This is a genomic window from Roseivivax isoporae LMG 25204, assembly GCF_000521865.1.
GTDB classification, from domain to species: domain Bacteria; phylum Pseudomonadota; class Alphaproteobacteria; order Rhodobacterales; family Rhodobacteraceae; genus Roseivivax; species Roseivivax isoporae.
Genome location: NZ_JAME01000008.1, coordinates 115,728 through 138,665, shown reverse-complemented (window position 1 = coordinate 138,665; position 22,938 = coordinate 115,728). Strand labels below are relative to the sequence as shown.

The 22,938-nt window shown below is 69.8% G+C and carries 25 protein-coding genes; 14 read left to right on the top strand and 11 right to left on the bottom strand.

What is annotated here, in order from left to right; genetic code table 11:
* The first annotated feature begins 1,394 nt into the window (after nucleotides 1-1,394).
* The 5 genes from RISW2_RS07300 (at nucleotide 1,395) to flbT (ending at nucleotide 4,445) form a co-directional block, all read left to right on the top strand.
* The gene (locus RISW2_RS07300; RefSeq protein ID WP_043768536.1) at nucleotides 1,395-1,688 is read left to right on the top strand and encodes a rod-binding protein; all 294 of its coding nucleotides are present in this window, start codon (nucleotides 1,395-1,397) and stop codon (nucleotides 1,686-1,688) included.
* Entirely contained in the window at nucleotides 1,672-2,028 is a 357-nt protein-coding gene (locus tag RISW2_RS07295) for a flagellar protein FlgN (RefSeq protein ID WP_043768534.1), read from the top strand. The genes RISW2_RS07300 and RISW2_RS07295 overlap by 17 nt, the downstream gene beginning before the upstream one ends.
* A gap of 203 nt (nucleotides 2,029-2,231) precedes the next feature.
* Complete coding sequence (locus tag RISW2_RS07290; protein WP_043768532.1) at nucleotides 2,232-3,590, top strand: flagellin N-terminal helical domain-containing protein; 1,359 nt, start codon at nucleotides 2,232-2,234, stop codon at nucleotides 3,588-3,590.
* Between the two features lie 67 nt (nucleotides 3,591-3,657).
* Nucleotides 3,658-4,047: a flagellar biosynthesis regulator FlaF gene (gene flaF / locus RISW2_RS07285; RefSeq protein ID WP_211238680.1), complete on the top strand. Its 390-nt coding sequence runs from the start codon at nucleotides 3,658-3,660 to the stop codon at nucleotides 4,045-4,047.
* A complete protein-coding gene (gene flbT / locus RISW2_RS07280) occupies nucleotides 4,044-4,445 on the top strand; it encodes a flagellar biosynthesis repressor FlbT (RefSeq protein ID WP_043768529.1) in 402 nt (133 codons plus the stop codon). Before flaF ends, flbT begins: the two co-directional genes overlap by 4 nt.
* A 50-nt stretch (nucleotides 4,446-4,495) precedes the next feature.
* Here the strand turns inward: flbT and RISW2_RS07275 are convergent, their stop codons facing one another.
* The gene (locus RISW2_RS07275) at nucleotides 4,496-5,836 is read right to left on the bottom strand and encodes a FliI/YscN family ATPase (protein ID WP_043768527.1); all 1,341 of its coding nucleotides are present in this window, start codon (nucleotides 5,834-5,836) and stop codon (nucleotides 4,496-4,498) included.
* An 84-nt stretch (nucleotides 5,837-5,920) separates the two neighbouring features.
* On the opposite strand from RISW2_RS07275, the gene RISW2_RS07270 reads away from it, so the two are divergent.
* From RISW2_RS07270 to RISW2_RS07230, 9 genes are read left to right on the top strand one after another with little or no spacing between them, the layout of a single operon-like run.
* Nucleotides 5,921-6,307, top strand: a complete 387-nt coding sequence (locus RISW2_RS07270) for a FlgB family protein (RefSeq protein WP_043768525.1) — start codon at nucleotides 5,921-5,923, stop codon at nucleotides 6,305-6,307.
* A 7-nt stretch (nucleotides 6,308-6,314) separates the two neighbouring features.
* On the top strand, nucleotides 6,315-6,707 hold the full coding sequence (flgC, locus tag RISW2_RS07265; protein ID WP_043768523.1) for a flagellar basal body rod protein FlgC: 393 nt from the start codon (nucleotides 6,315-6,317) through the stop codon (nucleotides 6,705-6,707).
* 25 nt (nucleotides 6,708-6,732) lie between these two features.
* Nucleotides 6,733-7,002 (top strand): flagellar hook-basal body complex protein FliE, encoded by a 270-nt coding sequence (gene fliE / locus RISW2_RS07260; protein ID WP_043768520.1) that lies wholly within the window; start codon nucleotides 6,733-6,735, stop codon nucleotides 7,000-7,002.
* Nucleotides 7,003-7,005: 3 nt separating this feature from the next.
* Complete coding sequence (locus RISW2_RS07255; RefSeq protein WP_043768518.1) at nucleotides 7,006-7,275, top strand: flagellar biosynthetic protein FliQ; 270 nt, start codon at nucleotides 7,006-7,008, stop codon at nucleotides 7,273-7,275.
* A 1-nt stretch (nucleotide 7,276) separates the two neighbouring features.
* Complete coding sequence (locus tag RISW2_RS07250; protein ID WP_043768516.1) at nucleotides 7,277-7,987, top strand: flagellar hook-basal body complex protein; 711 nt, start codon at nucleotides 7,277-7,279, stop codon at nucleotides 7,985-7,987.
* A 15-nt stretch (nucleotides 7,988-8,002) separates the two neighbouring features.
* On the top strand, nucleotides 8,003-8,788 hold the full coding sequence (gene flgG, locus RISW2_RS07245) for a flagellar basal-body rod protein FlgG (protein WP_043768514.1): 786 nt from the start codon (nucleotides 8,003-8,005) through the stop codon (nucleotides 8,786-8,788).
* Entirely contained in the window at nucleotides 8,788-9,207 is a 420-nt protein-coding gene (gene flgA, locus RISW2_RS07240; protein WP_043768513.1) for a flagellar basal body P-ring formation chaperone FlgA, read from the top strand. Before flgG ends, flgA begins: the two co-directional genes overlap by 1 nt.
* Entirely contained in the window at nucleotides 9,204-9,935 is a 732-nt protein-coding gene (gene flgH, locus RISW2_RS07235) for a flagellar basal body L-ring protein FlgH (protein ID WP_211238679.1), read from the top strand. The genes flgA and flgH overlap by 4 nt, the downstream gene beginning before the upstream one ends.
* 15 nt (nucleotides 9,936-9,950) lie before the next feature.
* Nucleotides 9,951-10,508, top strand: coding sequence for a flagellar basal body-associated FliL family protein (locus RISW2_RS07230; protein WP_043768511.1), 558 nt, complete (start codon nucleotides 9,951-9,953; stop codon nucleotides 10,506-10,508).
* A 9-nt stretch (nucleotides 10,509-10,517) separates the two neighbouring features.
* Here RISW2_RS07230 and RISW2_RS07225 read toward each other — a convergent pair whose 3' ends face one another.
* The 10 genes from RISW2_RS07225 to RISW2_RS07180 all read right to left on the bottom strand — a co-directional run bounded on the left by RISW2_RS07225 (nucleotide 10,518) and on the right by RISW2_RS07180 (nucleotide 22,914).
* Nucleotides 10,518-10,949: a hypothetical protein gene (locus tag RISW2_RS07225; protein ID WP_043768510.1), complete on the bottom strand. Its 432-nt coding sequence runs from the start codon at nucleotides 10,947-10,949 to the stop codon at nucleotides 10,518-10,520.
* Nucleotides 10,940-12,034, bottom strand: coding sequence for an EscU/YscU/HrcU family type III secretion system export apparatus switch protein (locus RISW2_RS07220; RefSeq protein ID WP_043768509.1), 1,095 nt, complete (start codon nucleotides 12,032-12,034; stop codon nucleotides 10,940-10,942). Before RISW2_RS07220 ends, RISW2_RS07225 begins: the two co-directional genes overlap by 10 nt.
* Nucleotides 12,031-12,804: a flagellar biosynthetic protein FliR gene (locus RISW2_RS07215; protein WP_043768508.1), complete on the bottom strand. Its 774-nt coding sequence runs from the start codon at nucleotides 12,802-12,804 to the stop codon at nucleotides 12,031-12,033. The genes RISW2_RS07220 and RISW2_RS07215 overlap by 4 nt, the downstream gene beginning before the upstream one ends.
* Nucleotides 12,801-14,882 (bottom strand): flagellar biosynthesis protein FlhA, encoded by a 2,082-nt coding sequence (gene flhA, locus RISW2_RS07210; protein ID WP_043768506.1) that lies wholly within the window; start codon nucleotides 14,880-14,882, stop codon nucleotides 12,801-12,803. The genes RISW2_RS07215 and flhA overlap by 4 nt, the downstream gene beginning before the upstream one ends.
* Before the next feature lie 64 nt (nucleotides 14,883-14,946).
* Nucleotides 14,947-17,088, bottom strand: a complete 2,142-nt coding sequence (locus RISW2_RS07205) for a hypothetical protein (RefSeq protein ID WP_043768504.1) — start codon at nucleotides 17,086-17,088, stop codon at nucleotides 14,947-14,949.
* Nucleotides 17,088-17,957, bottom strand: coding sequence for a flagellar motor stator protein MotA (motA, locus tag RISW2_RS07200; RefSeq protein WP_043768502.1), 870 nt, complete (start codon nucleotides 17,955-17,957; stop codon nucleotides 17,088-17,090). Before motA ends, RISW2_RS07205 begins: the two co-directional genes overlap by 1 nt.
* A gap of 52 nt (nucleotides 17,958-18,009) precedes the next feature.
* On the bottom strand, nucleotides 18,010-19,116 hold the full coding sequence (locus tag RISW2_RS07195; RefSeq protein ID WP_043768493.1) for a flagellar basal body P-ring protein FlgI: 1,107 nt from the start codon (nucleotides 19,114-19,116) through the stop codon (nucleotides 18,010-18,012).
* Complete coding sequence (locus RISW2_RS07190) at nucleotides 19,113-20,117, bottom strand: flagellin (RefSeq protein ID WP_043768491.1); 1,005 nt, start codon at nucleotides 20,115-20,117, stop codon at nucleotides 19,113-19,115. The genes RISW2_RS07195 and RISW2_RS07190 overlap by 4 nt, the downstream gene beginning before the upstream one ends.
* Nucleotides 20,118-20,130: 13 nt before the next feature.
* Entirely contained in the window at nucleotides 20,131-21,582 is a 1,452-nt protein-coding gene (locus RISW2_RS07185; protein WP_043768489.1) for a FlgK family flagellar hook-associated protein, read from the bottom strand.
* Between the two features lie 27 nt (nucleotides 21,583-21,609).
* Nucleotides 21,610-22,914: a flagellar hook protein FlgE gene (locus RISW2_RS07180; RefSeq protein WP_043768487.1), complete on the bottom strand. Its 1,305-nt coding sequence runs from the start codon at nucleotides 22,912-22,914 to the stop codon at nucleotides 21,610-21,612.
* Nucleotides 22,915-22,938 lie beyond the last annotated feature (24 nt).

The following is a 22,938-nucleotide window of genomic DNA, read 5'->3' as shown; positions in this document are numbered from 1 at the left end:
CCGCCTGACCAAGCGAAGGTTGTCCGGCCGCTGCGGCCAAGTCCCGTCCCCCCGTGCTCTGTGCAGGCGCGGAAAAATGGCTCGCGACCCCCGCGGCGCCAGTTCCAAATGACGCGAAGGCACCACGAACCTCGCGTGAAGACCCGCTCGGAGGGAGCCGCCCGTGAACCGGTTCCGGCGCGGGAGGGGCAATCACGTCTGCCTTGCCCGGCACCGGCCGCGATGTCGCCGGCACGTCCCTCGGCACACCGCGGGTGCGGTCTCCCTCGAATATCTCCGCAGCAAATCGATCCATGGGGACACGATGCGCCTGCCCGGATCCACGCACTGCGCCATGGTGACGCTTCGCCGGTGAACCGGCTGCGCCGCGCTCCGGGACCCGATCGACGAACTCCACCGCAAGTGCAGGCTCTCCTGGGGCACGAGCCCGGGCGGTACTCGTCTCCTCTGAAGCCGGCAACACGGCTCTCGCGCTCAGGGTTGCACCCGTAACGGGCAAACCGATTTCCGCCCCGCCGGCCTCCGGCCGAAAAACCGAAGGCACCGCTTCCGCGGCAGAATGCGTGCGTGGCCGCGCCTGTGGCATCTGGACCGGGATCAGCCCTGTGCCTGTGGCACCGGGTTCCGCGTCGACTGCGGAGTTCGGCCGTGTGGCATGAAGCAACGTCGCTTCGTCGGATCGCGCCGAGCGGAGCGGAGATTCGTGAGACCTCTCTGGTTCCGACGTTCGTTCCGTATGCTCGGATCGACCTTCTGAAAGTCGTCCAGTCAGGTCCCTGATCACGCCGCGTGGGAGGAGCCACCGCTGAACCTGCTCCTCTTCGCGATCCGAGGGACCTGTCGCCTCGACCGAAGGGCTCTCCGACTCGTGGCCAGACAAGAGCTGCGGTTCCCGCACGCTGCGGCGCGGAGGCGTCATTTTCTCCCTTGGCCGGTCGCTGCCAAGCTGCCTCCCCCCGTCTCCGTGCTCGTCCTCCCGGAATTGCGCGCGTTCAAACCCTGGAGGTATGTGCGTCGTCACCGCATCGGACACCATGGGAGCTGCGATCACGATAGCTCCCGTCTGCGACACCGTCTCCGAACCGGATTCGGACGCGGCGGCGGCAACGGCGACCTCGGGTTCGGCCTCCGCTGCCGGCGCGAACACCGCACCTTCCGATCCGGCCCGCACGTCTGGGACGCGATCGAACACGTGCGAAAAATCAATGTCTTCGGACGGACCAGGCACCGGCTGCGCCCTGACCTGCCGGGCCGGCACCTCCAGCGGAATCGTTAGGTGTTGAAGCATTCTGCGTCCTGTTCCGAACCGAACGCCACCTTGGCACGTCGGAGTTACCGGAAATTTACCGGCGCCGGAGGAGGATGACCGCGATGCAGACAAGTGGAGCGACTCCATGCAGGTACATGCGGTTCCGCCAGCGATCGCGCGCGCGGAGGCCCCCCAGAAACAGGACAGCGGCCTTTGGCGGGCCGCCGTCGCCCTCGAGCGCCAGTTCCTGTCCGAAATGCTGGCCGCAGCCGGCCTTGGCGCACCACGCCAGGCCTTCGGCGGCCGGAACGGCGAGGAGCAGTTCGCGTCTTTCCTGCGCGATGCCCAGGCAGGCCTACTGACCGAGGCGGGCGGAATCGGACTGGCCCGAGTCATCCACGAAACTCTTAAGGAACGCGCAGATGCCGCAGACGACTGATACCGTGCTGAAGAAGCTGAACAAGTTGCTGGACGACGAGCGGGCGGCGCTTGTCGCCGGCGATTTCGACAGGATCGACGAGCTTGCCCGCGAGAAGGGGATCCTGCTTGACCAACTCGCCGCCGACATGCCGGCGAGCGGCGCCGCGCTGGCCCCCCTCCAGCTCAAGCTGCGGCGCAACCGCGCATTGTTCGAGCAGGCGCTCGAAGGCTTGCGCGCCGTGGCAGATCGGCTCGCCGAACTGCGCGCGGTGGGCGGCGGGGGCGAGACCTACGACGGCGAGGGTCGGCGCCAGAAGATCAAGTCTACGGCGCAGAGCACGCTCGAAAAACGTGCATGACATTGTCGTCGAATTGCGGCGGAAACGGAGGACCTACTTGGCAGCTTGTTAACGCATGAGGAGGCAGTCTGGCACGGCATCCGGACAGGATGGCGCGGGGCGAGAAAACCACCTCCCCGCTTGTGTCAGAACGACCTTTGACCGCCGCTTTCGCGGCACATCGGATGCCGCAAAAGCGGCTGAACTCAAAGGGTATACCACTCATGTCTAGCATTCTGACGAACAACGGCGCGATGATCGCGCTGCAGACCCTGAAGTCCATCAACAAGGGCCTTCAGATGACGCAGAACGAGGTCGCGACCGGAAAGTCGGTGGCCACCGCCAAGGACAACTCCGCCGTCTGGGCGATTTCCAAGGTGATGGAAGCCGACGTGAAGGGCTTCAAGGGCATCTCCGACAGTCTCAACCTCGGCGAATCGACCGTCGCGGTGGCCCGCCAGGCCGCCGAGACGGTCACCGACCTGCTCACCGACATCAAGGGCAAGATCGTTGCCGCCCAGGAGGAGAACGTCGACCGCGTCAAGATCCAGGCCGATATCAGCGCCCTGCGCGACCAGATCGCCTCGGTCGTCGGCGCGGCGCAGTTCAACGGCCTGAACCTGCTGTCGAACACAGACACGACTGCCGGGTCTGGCAACATCAACATCCTGTCGTCGCTCGACCGCTCGAGCAGCAACGTCGTGGCGTCCGACATCAGCGTCGCGAAGCAGGACCTCGGCACCACCGCGTCGGCGATCGACTACACGGCGACGGCAACCGCAGCGAACGCGGATCTCTTCGCGTTCGGCACGACCGCGGCTCAGGCCGCGACCGCCGTCAACACGGCCGCCAACGCCACGTTGACGATCAACATCGGGTCCGAGGCAACGGCGGGCGCCCCGTCGCTGGCCAACTTCTCGAGCACCGATCCGGTCGCGGCAGGCCTCGGCTTCCAGTTGATCATCACGGCCTCGGGCGGCAATGTCCCGGCCGCGTTCAACACGACCGACGGCGACATCACCTACGTGGCCCGCGACGGCGACACCGCCGCCGACGTCGCCACGGGCCTGGCCGACGCGTTCAACCGGTACGCGCGCACCAAGCTCGGCGAGGACAACGTGGGCTCCGGGTCCGGCCTGATCCAGGCAACGGTCGGCGCCAACGGGTTCTCGCTGGTGATCGAGGGGTACGACGGCGTCGCCGGCGACACCTTCTCGGTCAACGCGGAGCAGTTCGCGGCGACCGCCACCACGATCGGCGGCCGTCTCGAGCAGCTCACCAATGTCGACGTGACCACCCAGGCGGGGGCCGACAACGCCCTCACCGAGATCGAAGCGCTGATCCAGACCGCGATCGACTCCGCCTCGGCATTCGGCTCGGCGCAGGGGCGCATCGAGACCCAGACCGACTTCATCTCCGGTCTCACGACCGCGCTGAAGTCGGGCATCGGCACCCTCGTCGATGCCGACATGGAGGAGGCGTCCGCACGCCTGCAGGCACTCCAGGTTCAGCAGCAGCTCGGCGTCCAGGCGCTGTCGATCGCGAACCAGGCGCCGCAGCAGCTCCTGTCGCTGTTCCGGTAACCGGGACGACGGGAGGGCCGTCCGCGGCCCTCCCCACCTCCCGACGTCCCAATCCTGACACCTCGACATGCTGGAGACCCCCTTGCACGCTCACGCGCAGGCGCTTCACGCCTACTCGCATGCCGCCGCTCCGATCCGGACGGCCCGCGGTGCGGAATACGAAGTCATCGCCCGGATCACACATCGTCTGCGGGACGCGGCCCGGAAGGGAAAGCGCGGCTATCCCGAGCTCGTCGCCGCGTTGTCGGACAACCGGAGGCTCTGGACAACGCTGGCCGCGGATGTCGGGCAGGCGGGAAACGGGCTGCCCGACGACCTGAGGGCACGGATCTTCTACCTCGCCGAGTTCACCGAGAAACACAGCCGCCTCGTCCTGCGGGGCAAGGCCAGGGTCACGCCTCTCCTCGAGATCAACGTCGCGATCCTGCGTGGTCTCGGCAGCAGGCCGCACCCATGACCGGGCTCGTGCTCAAGCTGGCGCCCCGGGAACGCGTGCTGATCAACGGCGCGGTGCTCGAGAACGGCGACCGGCGCACAAGGATCTCGATTGTCTCGCCGAACGCGCGCATCCTGCGCCTCAAGGACGCGATCCATCCCGACGAGGCGACCACCCCCGTCCGGCGGCTCTGCTACGAGGCGCAGCTGGTCCTGAGCGGCGACCGCGACGCCGAGGAGGTGGCGCCGGCGCTCCTGCGGCGTATCGAGGAACTCAGCCAGATCCTCACCGATCGCGACAGCCGCACCCTGCTCGCCGAGGCGACGGAAGCGGCGATGCGCGCACGGTTCTATCCCTGCCTCAAGTCGCTGCGCGCGCTGATCCCCCGGGAAGACCGTCTGCTTGCGCCTCACGGCTGAGCCGAGGGGCGGCCGCGGTCGCCCTTCGGCACGCCCGCTTGCGGACCACGTCAGCGGGTCGGTTGCGGCACGCGTGCCCGACGCAAGATGAGGCCGAGCCGGTCGAAACTGTCCCGCGGCGTGGCATGCCCGTCCTCGCCGAGAAACCGGTCGAGGTCGGGCAAGAGGCGGATCGCCTCGTCGAGCTCCGGATCGGAGCCCGCGCGGTAGAGCCCGGCGCGCACCATCGGCTCCGACCGGTCATAGGCCCCGAGGAGGCGCCGCACATCCGCCAGAAGGGCGTTCTCCTGCGGGCTCGCCGCGTCCGGGAGGCAGCGCGACACGGACCGCAGGACGTTCACCGCCGGGAAGCGACCCCGCTCGGCGATCCCGCGCTCGAGCACCACGTGTCCGTCGAGCGTTCCCCGCAGGACATCCGCAACCGGTTCCTCCATGTCGGACCCGGCGACGAGCACGGTGAAGACGGCGGTGATGTCGCCCTGCCCGGCCTCGCCGGGGCCCGCGCGTTCGGCAAGTGCCATGATCTGGTGGGCCATCGAGGCGGGATGTCCGCGCAGGGCCGGCAATTCTCCGGACGCGAGCGCGACCTCGCGGTGCGCCTCAGCGAAGCGCGTGATGGAATCGGCCAGGAACAGGACCTGCCGACCGCCATCGCGAAAATGTTCTGCGACGGTCATCGCCGAAAGCGCCGCGCGTCGCCGGTCGAGCGCCGAGCGGTCCGAGGTCGCGGCCACCACCACGGACCGCGCCATGCCCTCGGGGCCGAGGACACGCGTGACGAATTCGCCGAGTTCGCGCCCGCGCTCGCCGATCAGCGCGAGCACCACGACGTCAGCCTCGAGGCCGCGCGCCAGCTGTGCAAGAAGCCGGGACTTGCCCACGCCCGAGCCGGCGAAAAGGCCGATCCGCTGTCCCCGGGCGATCGGCAGGAGCGTGTTGAAGACGCCAAGCCCCGTGCCGAGGCGCGGCCCGAGCGGTCGCCGCCCCGCCGCCGCCGGCGGGACGGCACGGAACGGACGCGGGACCGCACCTGCGGGCAGCGGCCGGCCATCGAGCGGCCGGCCGAGAGGGTCGATGACACGGCCGATCCAGGCGTCGCAGGGGGCGAGGACGGGCGCCCCCGTCGCGGTCACCCTGTCGTTCTCGGCGACGCCGTCCGGCGGCGCGTCGGGCAGCATGCCGACCATGCCTTCGCGCAGGCGCAGCGCCTCGCCCCACAGCACGCTGCCGTCGCCGCGCAGGATCTGCATCCGGTCGCCGATGCCCACGTGCCGCGACAGTCCGGTGACCCAGATCACCGCGCCGTCCGCCGAGTGCACCCGTCCCACCGGGCGTACGGGCCGCAGGCGCCCGATCTCCTCCTGCAACCCGTGGATTTCCGTGCGCCTCATGCCGCTCCCCGATTGCCGCCGACACACGGTTTCTAAAGGAATCGGACTTAAGAGGAGGTTGCAGAACGCGACTGGAGAAACCGAATGTTTCAGGATCTGGCCCTCTTCGACACGGCGGTCCGCATGGCGCGCCACGCTGGCCGGATGCAGGCAGCCAGCGCACAGAACATCGCCAACGCCGATACGCCGGGCTACCGCGCCCTGCGCCTCCCGGACTTCTCGGACGCCTACGCGTCGCGCGAGCCGTCCGGCCCGCGGGCGACGCGGCCGAGCCACCTCTTCGGCGTGCGTTCGGACGGCGAGGCAGACTTCACCCGCATCGACGCGGCCGCGGACCCGAATGGCAACACCGTATCCCTCGAGCAGGAAATGGTCTGGGCCAACACGGCGCGACGCGATCACGGTCGCGCGCTCGCGATCTACCGCTCGGGCATGACCATCCTGCGCACCGCGCTCGGCGGCGGACGGTGAGGACGCCATGAGCGCCTTTTCCGACGCACTCTCGGTCACGGCGAGCGGGCTCGAGGCGCAGGCGCGTCGGCTGGTGCACGTGTCGGAGAACATCGCGAACACCGACACGCCCGGCTACCGCCGGAAGACCGTGCCGTTCGAGCTCGGGCGCGAGGACGCCCACGGCGTGCAGCGCGTGGCGGTCGGCCGGGTGACGCTCGACCGGGGCGCCCTGCCGCGGATCTTCGACCCGGCGCATCCGCTCGCCGGAGAAGACGGGTACTACGAGGGTTCCGGCGTCGACCTGATCGTCGAGATCGCCGACGCGCGCGAAGCCCAGCGCTCCTACGAGGCGAACCTGAAGATGTTCGAGCAGACCCGAGATATGTCGCAGGCCCTGATGGACCTGCTGCGCCGCTGATCACCCGCCATAGCAGGAGAACCGCATGGACGTCCGCAGTCTTTTCGCCAGCCAGAGCTACGCCGCCATCGGCCGCGTCGCGGCGCCGGGCACGCCGCGCCCCGACCCCGTAGCCGATTTCACCGAGACCCTGAGGGCGGCCGAACGCACGGCCACGGAGGCGATGACGGGTGATGCCGATCCCCATGCGCTGGTCGCCGCGCTCGCGCAGTCGGAACTCGCCGTCGAGACGGCGGTCACCGTCCGCAACAAGGTGGTCGAGGCCTACCAGGAAATCCTGCGCATGCCGGTCTGACCGATGCTGTCCGAAGCGGAGTTCTACGACGTGGTGCGGCAGGCGCTCTGGATCGCGACCATCACTTCGCTGCCCATCCTCTCGGCGGCGCTGGTCTCGGGCGTGACGATCGGCCTCGTTCAGGCGCTGACCTCGATCCAGGAGATGACGCTGACCTTCGTGCCGAAACTCGCGGCAATCGTCGTGGTCTTCTGGATGTCCATGAGCTTCATGTCCGAGACACTGGTCGCGTTCTTCCGCGACGTGATCCTCGTTGCCGTGGCGGGAGACTGAGATGCAGGTTCCCGGCTACACCACACTCACGCGGCTCTCGGGCCTCATGCGCGAGATGCAGGTCGTCGCGAACAACATCGCGAACGCCGAGACGACGGGTTACCGGCAGCAGGGCGTCCTGTTCTCGGAATACGTGGCACGCCTTGGCGACGGCAGCGTGTCGATGGCCGCCGGGCGCATCGGCCAGACCGACCTCTCGCAGGGCACGCTCAAGCGGACGGGTGGCCAGTTCGACCTGGCCATCGAGGGCGACGGCTTCTTTCAGGTGCAGGGGCCGGACGGCGTGCGCCTGACCCGCGCCGGCGCCTTCAGCCCTGGCCCTGCGGGCGAGCTCCTGACGATGACCGGCCACGTGGTGCTGGACGCGGGCGGAGCGCCGATCCTCGTGCCGCCGGGCGCCGGCGATCTCGCCATCGCCGAGGACGGCACGATGTCGTCCGCGGGCCGCCCCGTCGGACAGATTGGCCTCGTCGTGCCACTCGACCCGCGCGGGCTCGTGCGCGAGGGCGATACGCTCTTCCGCGCCGACGCCGGCGTCGATCCCGTGACCGAACCGCGCCTCCGGCAGGGTTTCCTCGAATCCTCGAACGTCGACACGCTCGGCCAGATCGCGCGGATGGTCGAGGTGCAGCGGGCCTACGAGCTCGGCCAGAGCTTTCTCGACCAGGAACATGAACGCGTGAAGGCGGCGCTGCTGGCGCTGTCCCGCTGAAACAGGAGGCTGCCCATGCGCGCCCTGCACATCGCCGCGACCGGAATGAGCGCACAGCAGATGCGGGTCGAGGTGATCTCGCACAACCTCTCGAACATGTCGACGACCGGCTACAGCGCGCGGCGCGCCGAGTTCGCGGACCTGCACTACGAGCAGGTCGCACGCGCCGGCACGGTGAGTGCCTCGAACGGCACCATGCTGCCGACCGGCATCCAGCTCGGCCTCGGCGTGCGCCCCTCTGCGGTGACCGTCGACCTGTCCCAGGGCTCGCTCACGCAATCGGGCGGCGATCTGGACGTGGCGATCGAGGGCGGGGGCTACCTCGAGGTCACGCTGCCCTCCGGACAGGCGGCCTATACCCGCGACGGGGCGCTCAAGCGCGATGCCGAGGGTCTCATCGTGACCTCGGAGGGCCACCCCGTCGCGCCCGAGATCGTCATCCCGCCCGAGGCGCTCTCGGTCTCGATCAGTCCCGACGGGGAGGTCTACGGCTATTTTCCCGGCGCCGCCGAGGCCCAGCTTCTCGGCCAGATCACCCTCGCGGGCTTCACCAACGCCAAGGGGCTCGAGGCGATCGGCTCGAACCTTTTCGTCGAGACCGAGGCGTCGGGACCGCCCCTCGCGGGGGAACCGGGCGTCGACGGTCTCGGCACGCTGCGGCAGGGCTATCTCGAGGACAGCTCCGTCGATCCCGTGCGCGAGATCACCGACCTGATCGAGGCGCAACGCGGCTACGAGCTCAACGCCAAGGTGATCAGCGCGGCCGACCAGATGCTCGCCGCCACCACCCAGGTGCGCTGATGCCACGCGCGCTCCTGCCGGTCCTGCTGGTGCTTTCGGGACCGCTTGCCGCGGATGTGGTCACGCCGACGCGCACGATCCGCGCCGCCGAGATCGTCGCCGCCGACGCGGTCGCGCTCGCGGCGGGCAGCCATCCCGACGCCGCCGCGACGCTCGGCGAGGTGATCGGACGGGAGGCGCGCGTCGCGCTCTTTCCCGGCCGGCCGGTGCTCCTGTCGCAGCTGCAGCGGCCCGCGCTGGTCGAACGCAACGCGCTCGTGCCGCTCGTCTTCGAAGCGGGCGGCCTCAGGATCACCGCCGAGGGGCGCGCGCTCGGGCGCGGCGCCGCGGGCGAACGGATCCGCGTGATGAACCTCTCGTCCAAGGCGAGCGTCTTCGGCACCGTGCGCGAAGACGGGTCGGTCGAGGTGACGCCATGACCCCCGCGTTGCGAGGCCTCTGCCTCGGCATGCTCGTGATCTGCACCGCCTGCGGACGCGTCGGGCATATCGGCCGGCCGCCTGCGCTGAGCCCCGTGGAACAGGGGGCCGAGCGGGCGGCGATGACCTACGTGGTGCCCGCGGACATCGACGCGCGGCCGGTCGCCTCGCGCGCCTCGCTCTGGAACGGCGGGCGCCGGTCTCTCCTCGGCGATCGGCGCGCGCTGCAGCAGGGCGACATCCTGACCGTGGTGATCGAGATCGACGAGGAGGCGGAGATCTCCAACCGCTCCGAGCGCAACCGCAGCGGGTCCGAGTCGCTGGGCATCCCGCAGCTTTTCGGCGTGCCGCAGAAGGTCGACAAGTCCCTGCCGGACGGCGCCACGCTCGGCGACGCCGTGTCGATCACTGGCGGGTCGAGCGCATCCGGCGACGGAACCGTGCGGCGCAACGAGAAGCTGACGCTGCGCGTGGCCGCGACCGTGGTGGACGTGCTGCCGAACGGGGTGCTCGCGATCTCCGGCACGCAGGAGGTGCGGGTCAACTTCGAACTGCGGGAGCTCCTCGTGACCGGGTACGTGCGCCCCGAGGACATCTCCCGCCTGAACGAGATCACATATGACAAGATCGCCTCCGCCCGCATCTCCTACGGCGGGCGCGGGCAGATCAGCGACATGCAGCAACCGCGGATCGGCCAGCAGGTGCTCGACGCCGTGCTGCCGTTCTGAGGCGGGAGGACGACCATGAAGGCCCTCATCGTTCCGATCGTTCTCGGTCTCTTGGGCACAGGCGGCGGCATCGGTGCCGCGCTCTTCCTCGGCGGCGGCGCACCGGAAGAGGCCCAGGAGACCGCAGCAGACCACGCGGCCGGGACGGCCGAGTCGCCGGCAGGCGCGTGTACCTGCCCCGACAGCCACGACGCGGTGGCCGCCGATCCCGCGGGACACGCCGACGACGATCACGGCGGCGAAGCGCCCACGCACGAATATGTCAAGATCAACAACCAGTTCGTCGTTCCGGTCGTCGAGGGGCAGCGGGTGGAGGCGCTCGTCGTCCTGTCTCTCAGCGTCGAGGTGCCGGCCGGCGTGCGCACCGACGTCCACACGCTCGAGCCAAAGTTGCGCGACGTCTTTCTCGGCGTCCTCTTCGAACATGCGAATGCCGGGCATTTCGGACCCGACTTCACCCGGGACGAGTCGCTGAGCATCCTGAAGCGCGGTCTCAGGGATGTTGCGCGGACCGCGAGCGGCGGCGTCATCACCGACGTCCTCATCACGGAGATCGCCCGCCAGGACGCGTGACCAAGACCCTCAGGGGTCGGTGCGCCCGAGGGCCAGGAGCGCCAGCGCCTGCAGCGTCGCTTCTTCCCGCGCGTCGCGATGCCGGCGCGCCTCCCGGCTGGCGGTTTCGTGGAGATCATGCGCGGCGCTCGCCCGGGCAAAGGCCCTGCGGGTCTCCGCGAGGCTCTCCATCCGGCGCGCCACCGACAGGGCGAGGTCGCGGTCGACCCGGGCGCGCCGCGTCGCGATCCAGCGCAGCCAGGCGGCGTCGGCCCGGCTGGCCCGACGGGCGCCGTCCGTCCCTTCGGCGAGCAGCGCGACGCGCAAGCGGTCCTCGAGCCCCCCGACCTCGGCCCGGTGCCCCGCCTCGACGGCCAGCGCCTCGTGGTAGGCAATCACCGCCTGGTCACGCTCGAGGGCCGCGAGTCCTGCGACCAGCGCGGTGTCCCGGGTCACGACCACGAATGCCGCGCCTTCGCGCGCATCGCGTCCGCGAACCGGATCGCTGCCGCCACGGCACGATAATGCTCAACCGGAATTTCCTGGCCAAGCCGGACGCTCGCATGGAGAGCCCGCGCGGTGGGAGGGTCCGAATGGACGGGAACGCCAGCCGCCATGGCGACCTCCCGGATCCGCAGAGCCACGTGATCACGGCCCCGTGCGACGCAGACGGGCGCGGAACCGGGTGTTCGGCTCCACGCCAGCGCCACCGCATAATGCGTAGGGTTCACGATGACCACGTCCGCCTTCGGGACCGCGCGCACCATGGCGTTCAGGGCGATCTCCTGTGCCCGGGCGCGGCGCTGCTGGCGGACATGGGGGTCGCCTTCGCTCTCCTTCATCTCGTCGCGCAGTTCCTTCAGCGACATCCTGTTGCGCCGCAGGTGATCGGCGCGCTGCCACAGCATGTCGACGCAGGCGATGACCACGGCGACGGGCAGCACGACGGAGAGGAACCCGACGATCCCGACGCCGAGCGCCGCCGCCACGGCCGGCGGCGACATGCCCGAGCCTGCGAGGAGCGCATCGCTTTGCCGGCCGAGGAGGAGCGCGAGGCAGCCGCCGTAGACCACGAGCTTCACGAAGCTCTTGGCGAACTCGAAAAGCCCGCGGCGGCCGTACTTGTTGCGCGCGTTCGCGAGCGGCGCGATGCGCTCGAGCCGCGGGGAGAGCCGCGCCGGTGCGAAGACGACACCCCGCGTGGCGAGGAGCGCCCCGGCCACGAGGCCGGTTGGCGCGAGGAAGAGCCCGAGAACGGACCCCGTGATCCCGGTCATGAGGCGCCCGGCAGGCGCGGACGCGCCGTCATAGAAAAGCGCGCGCGCCAGCATGTCCGGATGGTCGAGGAAGGGAAGGAGCGCGCTGCCGAGGTCGCGCGCCATGTGCTCCCCCGCGAAGGCGAGCGCGGCAAGCAGCCCCGCATAGGCAGCGGCGGTGAGGAGATCGGGCGAGCGTGCGATCTCGCCCCTCTGGCGGGCCTGCTGCAGCCGCCGTTCCGTGGGGTCGTGCGGTTTCTCGGCGGTGTCGTCCTGCGCAGCGTCCGTCATGGTGCCCCGAAAGGCCGTGCGAGGGCCGACAGGATCGCCGCGTGCCAGACCGACAGCATCAGTGGCGTGCAGAGCATGAGGATGGCCACCGCGCCGAAGGTGATGAGCGGGGCGCCGACGAAGGCCACCATGAGTTGCGGCATCGCCTTGTTGATGACGCCGAGCGTCAGGTTGTAGAGCGTCGAGACGAGCAGGAATGGCGCCGCCAGCGTGAAGCCGAGCGCGAACGCCTGGGCCACTGCGGCGACGCCCCACGGGCTGACCTCGGCACCACCGGGAAAGGCCCCGAAGGGCAGGACCCCGTAGGACAGGACGAGGGCCTCGGCAATCTGCACGTGAAATCCCGCGAGGGTCAGGAGCGCGAGGGCCGAGATCGTCAGGACGTGACCGAGCGTCGGCAGAGGTTCGCCCGCCGCCCCGCCGAGAAGCTGCGCCAGCGACGTCGCCTGCGCCGCGATGGAGCCTGCGATCTGCAGCGCCATGACGAAGAGCCTGAGCACGGCCCCGATGAGGAGGCCCGACAATGTCTCTGCAAGGACGAGCCGGACCAGCAGGGCCAGATCGGGGGCTGGCAGATCCAGCGTCGCCAGCACCGCCGGCGCGCAGATCGCGGTCACCGCGAGCGCGAGGCCGAGCCGGATGCGCGCCGGCACGACCTGTTCGCCGAACGCCGGCATCAGGGCGAACGCGCCCGCCGCGCGCAGGAACACCGCGAAGCTGCCCCAGAGCCAGTCTCCGGCCAGGCCCGAGAGCTCGGCCAGCGCGGTCATGCGGCCACGAGGCCCACAAGCGCCGGACGCGCCTCGAGCCCGATCTCGTCGAAGGAGAGCACGGGGTTCGACAAACCGTGCGCGGCCAGCACCGTGCGCAGGAAGCGGCGGCGGCGGGCGGTGGTGACGATTGCCGGATAGACGCCGCGCTCCGTCGCCGCCCCGAGTTCCGCAGCTACGCGGGTGGTCAGCGTCTCGAAGGTCTCGGGGGGCAGCGCGACGTCGAGCCCGCCGCCCTCCGTGTCGATCTGGTAGGCCCGGAACGTCTCCTCCCATCCGGGGTCGAGCTGGATCAGCGGGATCGTCCCGTCGGGCCGCTTCATGCCGGCGACGATCTGGAACCCGAGCCGCTGGCGCACATGTTCGCAGATCGCCTCGGGCGTCGCACGCTGGCCCCGCGTCTCGGCGACGGCCTCAAGGATCAGCGGCATGTTGCGGATCGAAATCTGTTCGTCGAGGAGCAGCCGAAGGACCGCGTGGAGCGTGTCGATCTGCACCTTGTCGGGGATCAACTCGTCGAGGAGCCTGCGGTTCGCCTCGGCCCGAGCGCCGTTTGACAGTGTCGTCATCTCCTCAAGCAGGCGGCGCAACGCCTTCAGCGTCAGGAGCCGGCCGAAATTGCGTTTCACGACCTCGAGAAGATGCGTCGCCACCACCTCGACGGGCGTCACGATGGTCACCCCGGACAGGGCGGCGGCCTCGCGCATGTCCGGCCGGATCCAGCGGGCCGACGCACCGTAGACGGGTTCCTTCACGTCCTCGCCCATGGGCAGCGCACCGCGTCCCTCCGGCGCGAGCGCCAGGAGGAGACCCGGATTGAGGACCCCGCGCGCGGCCTCGACCCCGTGGATGCGGATCACGTAGGTGCCGCGGGACAGCGCCGCGTTGTCGGTGAGCCGGATCTCGGGCATGATCAGCCCGAAATGCGAGGCGATGTGCGTGCGCATGTTCGCGATCCGCGCGTCGAGACCCGTGCCGGGGTCGAGCACCATTCCGACGAGATCCGGCGCGAACTCCACGTGAACGTCGTCGAGATCGAGGACATCTCCCATCGAGGTGCGTGCGCGCGGCTCGTGGGCGGTGTCCGGCGGCGCATCGGGCGGCTGGTCCCCGTGTCGGCGCGCCACCAGGGCGGCCGCACCCGCGAGGGTGGCAGCGCCGATCATGAAGGGTACGAAGGGCAGGCCCGGGACGAAGGCGAAGAGCGCCATCAGCACAGCGACCGTTGCCAGCGCGGCGGCGTGACGCCCCAGTTGCGCGACGAGCGCGAGGTCCGTGGCCCCGGTGGTGCCGCCGCGCGCCAGAAGGAGCGCCGAGGCGATGGAGATGATCACCGCGGGGATCTGCGAGACCAGCCCGTCGCCGACGGTCAGGATCGCATAGGTCTGGATCGCGTCGCCCGCGGCCATCCCGTGCACGAACACCCCCATGGCCATGCCGACCACGAGGTTCAGGAGCGTGATCAGGAGACCCGCGACGGCATCGCCCTTGACGAATTTCGATGCGCCGTCGAGCGACCCGAAGAACGTGGTCTCCTGCAGTTCGCGCTCGCGCCGCGCCTTGGCCTCCGCATGGTCGATCGCGCCAGCCGCCATGTCGCTGTCGATGGCGAGCTGCCGCCCCGGCATCCCGTCGAGGGCGAAGCGCGCGCTCACCTCGGCCATGCGCGCGGCCCCCTTGGTGATGACCATGAAGTTCACGATGAGCAGCACGCCGAAGACCACGAGACCCAGGAACACGCTGCCACCCATGACGAAGCTCGCGAAGCCCTCGATCACGTGGCCCGCCGCATCGGTCCCCTCGTGACCCTGCCCGATGATGAGCTTTGTGGAGCTGATGTTGAGCGACAGGCGCAGCATCAGCGAGGCGAGCAGGATGGTCGGAAAGGCCGAGAAATCGAGCGGCCGCTCGATGAAGAGCGTGACGGTGAAGATGAGGATCGCGAGCGCGAACGAGGCGGCGAGGCCGATGTCGAGCACGGCCGCCGGCATCGGCAGGATCATCATCACGATGATTGCCATGAGCGCCACGGCGAGAAGCACCGTCGGCTGCAGGATGCGGCGCGGGCTCGGGGTCATGCTCGGCCGCTCCGGGGTTCGGGAACGCGGCATCCGACTCGACGGAAACGCCTCATGGCCATCCTCATTCCTCGGCCATCGCCGTGCGAGAGAGAAGTGCCTCGAGCGCGGCCCGCGTGTCCGCGCTCCTGCTCGCGATGTCCTCGAAGGACGCGAGGCGCTCCGGGTCGAGCGACTGCGTGAGCGCCTCGGCCTGCATCAGTCGCGCGGCCTCGGCCCAGGCATCATCGTCGGCCTCGGCGACGCCGGACCAGTTGCCGGCAAGGATCGCCGCGTCCTGACGCAGTGGCGCGGGTACGGCATCGCCGTCCTGCAGGTCGAGATATGCAAAATCCCCCATCATCTCGCGAGCCTCGGCGCGCAGCGTCTCGGCGTCCTCGCCGGCGAGCCCGATAAGCGCGATCTCGGCCTCTTCCGGCCGTCTCAGCATGAGCGCGCCGCGCGCTTCGAGGATGCTTCGGTCCCGCGCATGCCGTTCGGCGGTGATACCCGCGAGGACGGACAGCGCCGGATCGGCAAGGCCGCCATCGAGCAGGCGCGCGGCCGCCGCGAGACGCCGGGCTTCGGGAAGCGCGGACCCGGGCCCGAGGTCGTCCGACCGCGCGACGAGGAACGACAGCGACCGTGCGACATGCGCGTCGGCCAGCGCGGCCTCGAGGATCCGCCGCTCGAGGTCCTGAAGCGCGTCACCGGCGCGACCCGGGTCGGCGGCAAGCAGATCGTGGGCCTCGCCATAGGCCCCGGACGCCGCGAGCGCGGCGACCTGCGCCGAGAAGAGCTCCACCTCCTTCGCACTGCCGCGATATTCCTGCGCCATGGCGCCGGCATGGTCGGCGAGGGAAGCAGCTTCGCCCGGATCGTCCGTGGCGTGCGCGAGGTCCTCGAGCGCCGCCACCGCGACCTCCTCGTCGGCAGAGGCCCGGAGCGCGCGCAGCGGTTCGGTAGCGCCGGCGGGGGACAGCCGCGCCGCTTCGAGCCTCTGCTTGTCGCTTCGGGTCACGTCGCTGCGATCGAGGCGCAGACCGATCCGGCGCGCAACGTCGTCCATTCCGCGGAGCCGCAGGCGGCGCATCACTGCGGGACCGAGATGGGCCTGTAGAGGCTGCGACCACGCATCGACACTCGCCACGATCGCATCGCCATCGAGCATGGCGGCATCGACCGCCGGGTCGAACAGGGCCCAGACATGTTCGGTCACGCCACATGCCAGGCGGGCGGCAAGACCCGGCCGCTCGGCGGCGGGATCCTCCATCAGGCGGGCGAGTTGGTCGAGATCGGCCGCATCCGGCGTCCCGGCTGCGGCAAGAAGCGGGATCACCTCCTGCCCGAGGCCGAGCGACAGGTAGATCTCGACCAGCGCGCGGGACCGGTCCGGAACGACCCTCCCGGCACCGTCGAGCAGCAAGCCGCGCGCCTCGGCGATCGCCGAGAACCGGGGCTCGGGCGAGGCGCCGCTCCGGATGTCGAGAAAGGCGTAGGCATCGCAGTGTGGGCGGACGGGGGCAGGGACGGCTTCGGACGTGGCGGCAGAGCCCGGGTCGGGAGGTTCACGGGAACCTTCCAGTGCAGCCAGCCTGCGCAGCGCGGCCTCGGGTTCGGCACTCGACAGAATGCCCGACGAGATGGCAGCCGACACGTCATGCAGGATCGCCGCCGCAGCGACCTGCGTCGCTCCGTCTGTCGCGGGTTCGTCCACTCGGGTGGGCGCAGCGTCGCCCGGCGGCAGCGGCAGGGCCCGGGCGATGTCCTCCGCGGCGTTGTTGCCGATCGGGATCTGGAGCGCCGGTGTCGGCAGGAGCGACGGCTCGCCGCGTCCGGGCGCCACGTCGAGGATCAGGTGACCGGTGCCATCCGGCGTCGCGGTCACCTCGCAGGCACAGGCGAGGTCGAGAAGGAGTGTGGCGCGGTCGTCGCCGGGACGGAGATCTGCCACCCGCGAGCGATCGATGCGCCGCCAGATCTGCGAGAGGTCGAAGCCTTGTTCCGCGCCGGCGATCCTGAGGCGTGCCGGTTCCTCGTCGCGCGGAGGGATCAGCGACCACTTGCCGTCTGCGGGCAGGGCCACGACCACGCGGGTGAAGGCGCCATGTTCGCCGGTATAGACCGGCAATCCCTGCGCCTCGGCCCTCGACACGGCGCAGGCCGCGATCAGCATGGCCATGATCGCAAGCGCCGGGGCATGGCGCGGACAGAGGAGCGTCGGCATCACGCGGCCTCCTGCTTGGCCGACTTGAGCGCCTCTTCCAGTTCCGAAAAGGTCGGCCTGTGATGGGCCGGCGTATTCTGGCGGCCGACCTCGATGCAGATGTTCGTGGGATGATTGTGCAGGTTCGCGACCAGGACCTCGCGGATCAGCTGGTAGAAATGCGCCTCTTCCTCCACGACCGCCTTCACCTTGGCGGCAAACGGCCCGACGAGACCGTAGGCGAGGAAGACGCCGAGGAACGTGCCCACGAGGGCCCCGCCGATGAGCTTGCCGAGCACCTCGGGCGGCTGGTCGATCGATCCCATCGTCTTGATCACGCCCAGCACCGCGGCGACGATGCCGAGCGCAGGCAGGCCATCGGCCACGGTCTGCAGGGCGTGGCTCGAATGCAACGCGTGGTGCAGGTTCGCCTCCATGCGCTTTTCCAGCATCTCCTCGACCTGGTGCGGGTCGTCGTAGTTCATCGAGATCGAGCGCATCGTGTCGCAGATGAGCTCTACCGCTTCCCGATCCCTGAGGATCCGCGGATAGCGCGAGAAGATATCGGAATTCTCCGGGTCCTCGATATGCGCCTCGATGCTGACCGGGCTCTGGCGCGCAACGCGGACAAGTTCGAACAGCAGGCAGAGCAGGTCGCGGTAGTCTGCGTGCTTCCAGCGCGGCCCCTTGAAGACCTTCACGACGTCGCGGCCGGTCTGCTTGACGGTCGACAGGTCGTTGCCGATCAGGAACGCGCCTACCGCCGCCCCCCCGATCATCATCATCTCGAAGGGCAGCGACTTGAGTATGATCCCCATCTTGCCGCCGGCCAGGATGTAGCCGCCGAACACCATGGCGAAGATCACCGCGATGCCGATGATGCCGAACATCGAAAACCCCCTGAAAAACGTGCGAAAACCTGGCCGTGTCGGCGCGCCGGCCTCACATCACGAGAAGCTCTGCGTGCAGCGCCCCGGCCGCCTTGATGCTCTTGAGGATGTCGATCATGTCCCTGGGCGAGACACCAAGCGCGTTGAGACCCGCCACGACCTCGGACAGGCTGGCACCGGCGGACACCTCGGCGAGCCCCGGGCCCAGGTCCTCGATGATTCCCGTCTCGGTGCGGGGGACGACAACCGTCTCGCCCTCTGCGAAGGGATTGGGCTGCACGACGACCGGCGCCTCCTGGATCCGCAGCGTCAGGTTTCCCTGGGACACCGCCACGCGACTGATGCGCACGTCGGCACCCATGACGATGGTCCCCGACCGCTGGTCGATCACGACGCGCGCGCGGCGTTCCGGCACGATCGGGATGTTCTCCATCCGCACGACGGCGTGCGCGGGCGACCGGGCACCGGTGCGCGCGAGAGCGACCTCGACCGTCCCCGCGTCGATCATGATGGCGCTCTCCGTGCCGAAGGTCGCGTTGATCGCGGCCTCGATGCGCACCGCGGTGGTGAAGTCCGCCTCGCGCAGCGCCAGGCGCAGGCTCGAGAGCGACGCAAAGTCGAAGCCCACTTCGCGCTCGACCCGGGCGCCGGAGGGGATCGTTCCCGACGTCGGAACGCCCTGCACGACGCGCGCACCGTCCCCTTCGGCCGCGACCCCGCCCGCGATCACGCTGCCCTGGGCCACGGCGTAGATCTCGCCATCCGCGGCGTTGAGCGGTGTCATCACGAGGGTCCCCCCGAGGAGGCTCTGCGCGTCGCCGATGGCCGAGACCGTGACGTCGATCTGGCTGCCGGTGCGTGCGAAGGGCGGCAGCTGTGCGGTCACGAGGACCGCCGCCACGTTGCGGGGGCGGAACTGCTCGCCGCTGACGTTGACGCCGAGCCTTTCGAGGATGTTCGCCATGATCTCCTCGGTGAAGGGTGCGTTGCGCAGTCCGTCGCCGGTGCCGTCGAGCCCGGCCACGAGCCCGTAGCCCACGAGGTCGTTGCCGCGGACACCCTCGAACTCCACGAGATCCTTGATCCGGACGTCCTGCGCGGCCGCGATGACGGGCAGCGCGAACAGCGCGGCGATGAAGAAGAGGGCGGCACGGATCACCGGATGTACTCCAGAAGGGACAGCCGCGATGCCCGCGCGGTGGCGGTGTAGAGGCTGCGCAATTGCAGCTCGGCCTGCTCGAGGCGGATCGCGGTTTCGTAGGGATCGGTGCCGACGAGATTGAGGCGAGCGATCTCGAGGCTCGTGACCTCGCTCGCGTTGCGCACCGAGGTCTGCTCGATCCGGCCCTCGGCAAGCCCGAGCGTCGCGCGCAGTTCGGTCAGCGGCAATTCCAGCGCGGCAAGGTCGCGACCGGCCGCCACGAGAAGCCCGGTCTTCACGTCCGGATCGAGCGCGAGGGCGTCCTCGTTCACGAGCGCGGCCTTTGCGGCGGCCTTGAGGATGGCGCGGACGGTCCCGTCATCGGCACGGACGGCCAGCGATACCGTGACGCCCTCGCGCAGTTCGAGCGGCTGCAGGTCCTCGGTCGCGCCGCGGTAGGTCGTGGTCTCGAAGCCGCCGCCGGGCGTGTCGAACCAGTCGTCGAGGGCCGCGTCGATGCCGGCCACGTCCGTGGCGCCCCCCACATGGGTCACGAGGTCCGCCACCAGTTCCCGCGCGTTGGTCAGGGGCACGGTATCCGTGGCGATGCCGGCGAAGAGCACGCGGCCCGCCGCCTGCGTGTTCAGGGCGGAGATGACGCTCTGCAACGTCTCGGCTGCGTCGTTGGAGAGCGTCGCCCGAGCGGAATCGGTCACGAGGAGGCCCGCGCGCAGAAGGCTCGCGGTCAGGTCCTGGGTGCCCGTCTGCACGATGTCGAGCGCACGCTGCATGGATTCGGAAACGATGCCGGCCTCTGTGGTGGCGATCCGGAAGGCGTCGAGGCGCCGCAGCGCATGCTCAACCGACTGAAGCGTCGTGGTGTCGCCGTTGAGGCGCGCAGCCTTGTCCGCGGCCAGTCCCGTGGACAGCTCGACACCGAGGCGGTCGATGTCCGTCTTGAGCCGGGTCTGCCGGAAGCCCAGCGCGAGGCTCTGCGCGAGATCGCCGATCGATTGCATGGACTGTCCTCCTTCAGATCGCGAGCAGCCGCTCGAGCATCTCGTCCACGGCGGTCAGCACGCGGGCGTTCGCGGCATAGGATTGTTCGAGCTGCAGAAGCTTCTGCACCTCGGCGTCGGTGTCGACGCCCCCGGCCAGCTCGAGTTCGCGCAGCGCCATGTTCTGCGCCTCGGCGAAGCCGAGATCCCCGTCCGCCCGAACCCTGAAGCCGGACACCGCCGAAGAGAGGTCCGCAACATGGGCGACGAGGCTCTTGGCGCCGGTTCCGAGCGCCACGCCCGACGGTACGCGGACGGCGCGCAAGGCCGCGCCCATGTCCTGCAGGAGCCCTGCGTCGCCGACCGGTCCGGGAGCCGCCGCGGCGAGGCCGTCGCGCAGGCGCCATTGCTCGGTGCTGCCCGGCGCGACGAGCGGGTTGATCGCGATCCGGCCGGCGAGACCCGCGGGCGGCGTCGCCGCCACCGCGGCGCCCGCGTCGGTGAAGAGGCCCGGATCCGCGGCGCCGAGCGTGGTGTCGGGGCCGCCGGGGCCGAACCGCTGCGCGAGGTCCAGCGCGACCGCGTCGAGGGTGTCCTGCATCGCCACCGCCTCAACGTCGCGGATGCGGAATTGCGCGGCGAGGCTGCCCCGGCCGAGAGGGCCGCCCGGATCGGTCGAGACCGGGTTGCCGGCGATGGTGAGGCCCGAGAGGGTTCCGCCCGCAAGCGTCTGGTGCGGCGCGACGTAGGGGGTGGGGGAGAAGCCGATCTCGAGGGCGTTGCCGTCGAGGAGAAGCGCGCCGCCGCCGGTATAGAGCGCGACGGCGCCGTCGCCGCGCGGGGCCAGACGCACGGGCAGCAGCGCAGAGAGGCCGTCGATCGCCGCCTGCCGCTGATCGAGGAGACCCGAGACGTCGCCGCCGCGCCGCGTCGCGTACACGATGCGGTCGTTGAGGTCGGCGACGCGCCCGAGGTTGGTGTTCAGAAGCCCGACATCCGCGGCGATCGCTGCATCGGCGCGGCTGCGCGCCTCCTGGATGCCGGCGGAGAGCGTGTTGAGCGCGTCGGCCATGTCGACCGCGGTCTGCGCGACGTCGGCCAGGCGCTGTGCCGATGCGGGGTTGCCCGCGGCCACGGTGAGCGCGTTCTCGAACGCGGCGAGGCGGTCGCCGAGCGTGCCCATGCCGTCATCTGCACTGCCCGACAGGAAGTCGAGCCGGTCGGCATAGGCCTGCATGGTCCGGGCGTAGCCGGCGCCCGAATCCGACAGCCAGCGGTCTGCGAGCAGGACCGGGTCGCCGTGGCGCACCACGCCGGTGACGGACACACCGCCCCAGGTGGCGTCGCCGTTCGCGGCAAGCGACAGCTCGCGCCGGCCATAGCCCTCGGTCGTCGCGTTCGCGATGTTCGAGGAGACGAGTGCCGCCGATCGCGCGCTCGCCGTGAGGCCGCTCAGTGCGTTGCTCAGTGCCGCGGAAAGGCCCATGGCCCCGTTCCCTCTTCAATCGCGCGGTCAGCGCTTGATGTTGGTGGTTTCCTGCAGCATCTCGTCCACGGTCTGGATGACCTTGGCGTTCGACGAGTAGGCCCGCTGGGTCTGGATCATCGCGGTCAGCTCGGCCGCGACATCGGTGGTCGATTCCTCGCGTGCGAAGGCGACCACGTCGCCGATCGCGCCGTCGCCCGCGTCGCGCAGGAACATGCTGCCGGATTCGGGGCTGATCACGTAAAGCTGGTTGTCGATGGCCTCGAGCCCGTTGGGATTGGGCAGATCGACGAGCGGCACCTGAAAGATCGTGCGCGTGACGCCGGTGTTGAAGAAGGCGTGCACGAGGCCGTTGGTGTCGATCTCGACCGAGGTCATGTTTCCGACCGGCGAGCCGTTCTTGCTGATGTTGAGCGGCGCGAAGCTGTCGGCGAGCTGGGTGATGCCGTCGCTCTGCCCCGGCACGCCGATGTTGATCTCCATCGGGCCGCTGGCGACGTTGACGATCAGCGTGCCCGTCGCGGCATCGTAGGTGCCGCCCGAGACCGTGGTCACGCTGGCGATGCTGCCGCCGCTGGCCGGCGAGTTGTCGAAGACAAGGGTATATCCGCCGATGACCGTGCCCGGGTTGACCGAATCCTCGATCTGCATCGTCCAGGTGTTCGAGGCGGGCGGGGCGCCGGGAACGGTGGGCGTGAACGTGATGTTGAGATTCTCAGAGACGCCGAGATTGTCGAAGTACTCGACCGGCAGGAAGAGCGGGTCGCCCGCCGATCCCGGGATGGTCTGGGTCGCGGGCAGGTTCACGCCCAGCGTCACCGAGGTCGTGGGTTCGCCGGACAGGCGGTTGATGTTGATCCGCACCGGTTCGAGCGCGTCGTCGCTGTCGCGCGCGAAGGTCGGGATCGTGCCGTCCACGTTCGCCGGCCAGCCGAGCAGCATCAGCCCGCTGTCCGTGCGCAGGAAACCCTCTGAATCGGTGCGGAAGGAGCCCGTGGTGGTGAGGAACATCTGCGGCGAGGTGCTGCCCTGCTGGACCTCGCTCGCCCGCGCGACCGGAAGGAAGCCGCGCCCCCGCACGGCCAGGTCCGTCGCGTTGGACGTGGTGACGAGCGATCCGGTCTGATCGATCAGGCGGCGGGTCGAGGTCCGGACGCCGCCCGCGCTGTAGCGCACGCCCGTGTCGCTCGACACCATGGCGTGGAAATCGGTCTCGGCCCGCTTGTAGCCGAAGGTCGAGGAGTTCGCGATGTTGTCCGAGATGGTGGCAAGGCGGCTCGCGTTTGCCGCAAGTCCCGAAACGCTCGCGTTCAGGGAGGAGGAGATCGTCATGGACTCGCCTTTCTGCTGATACCG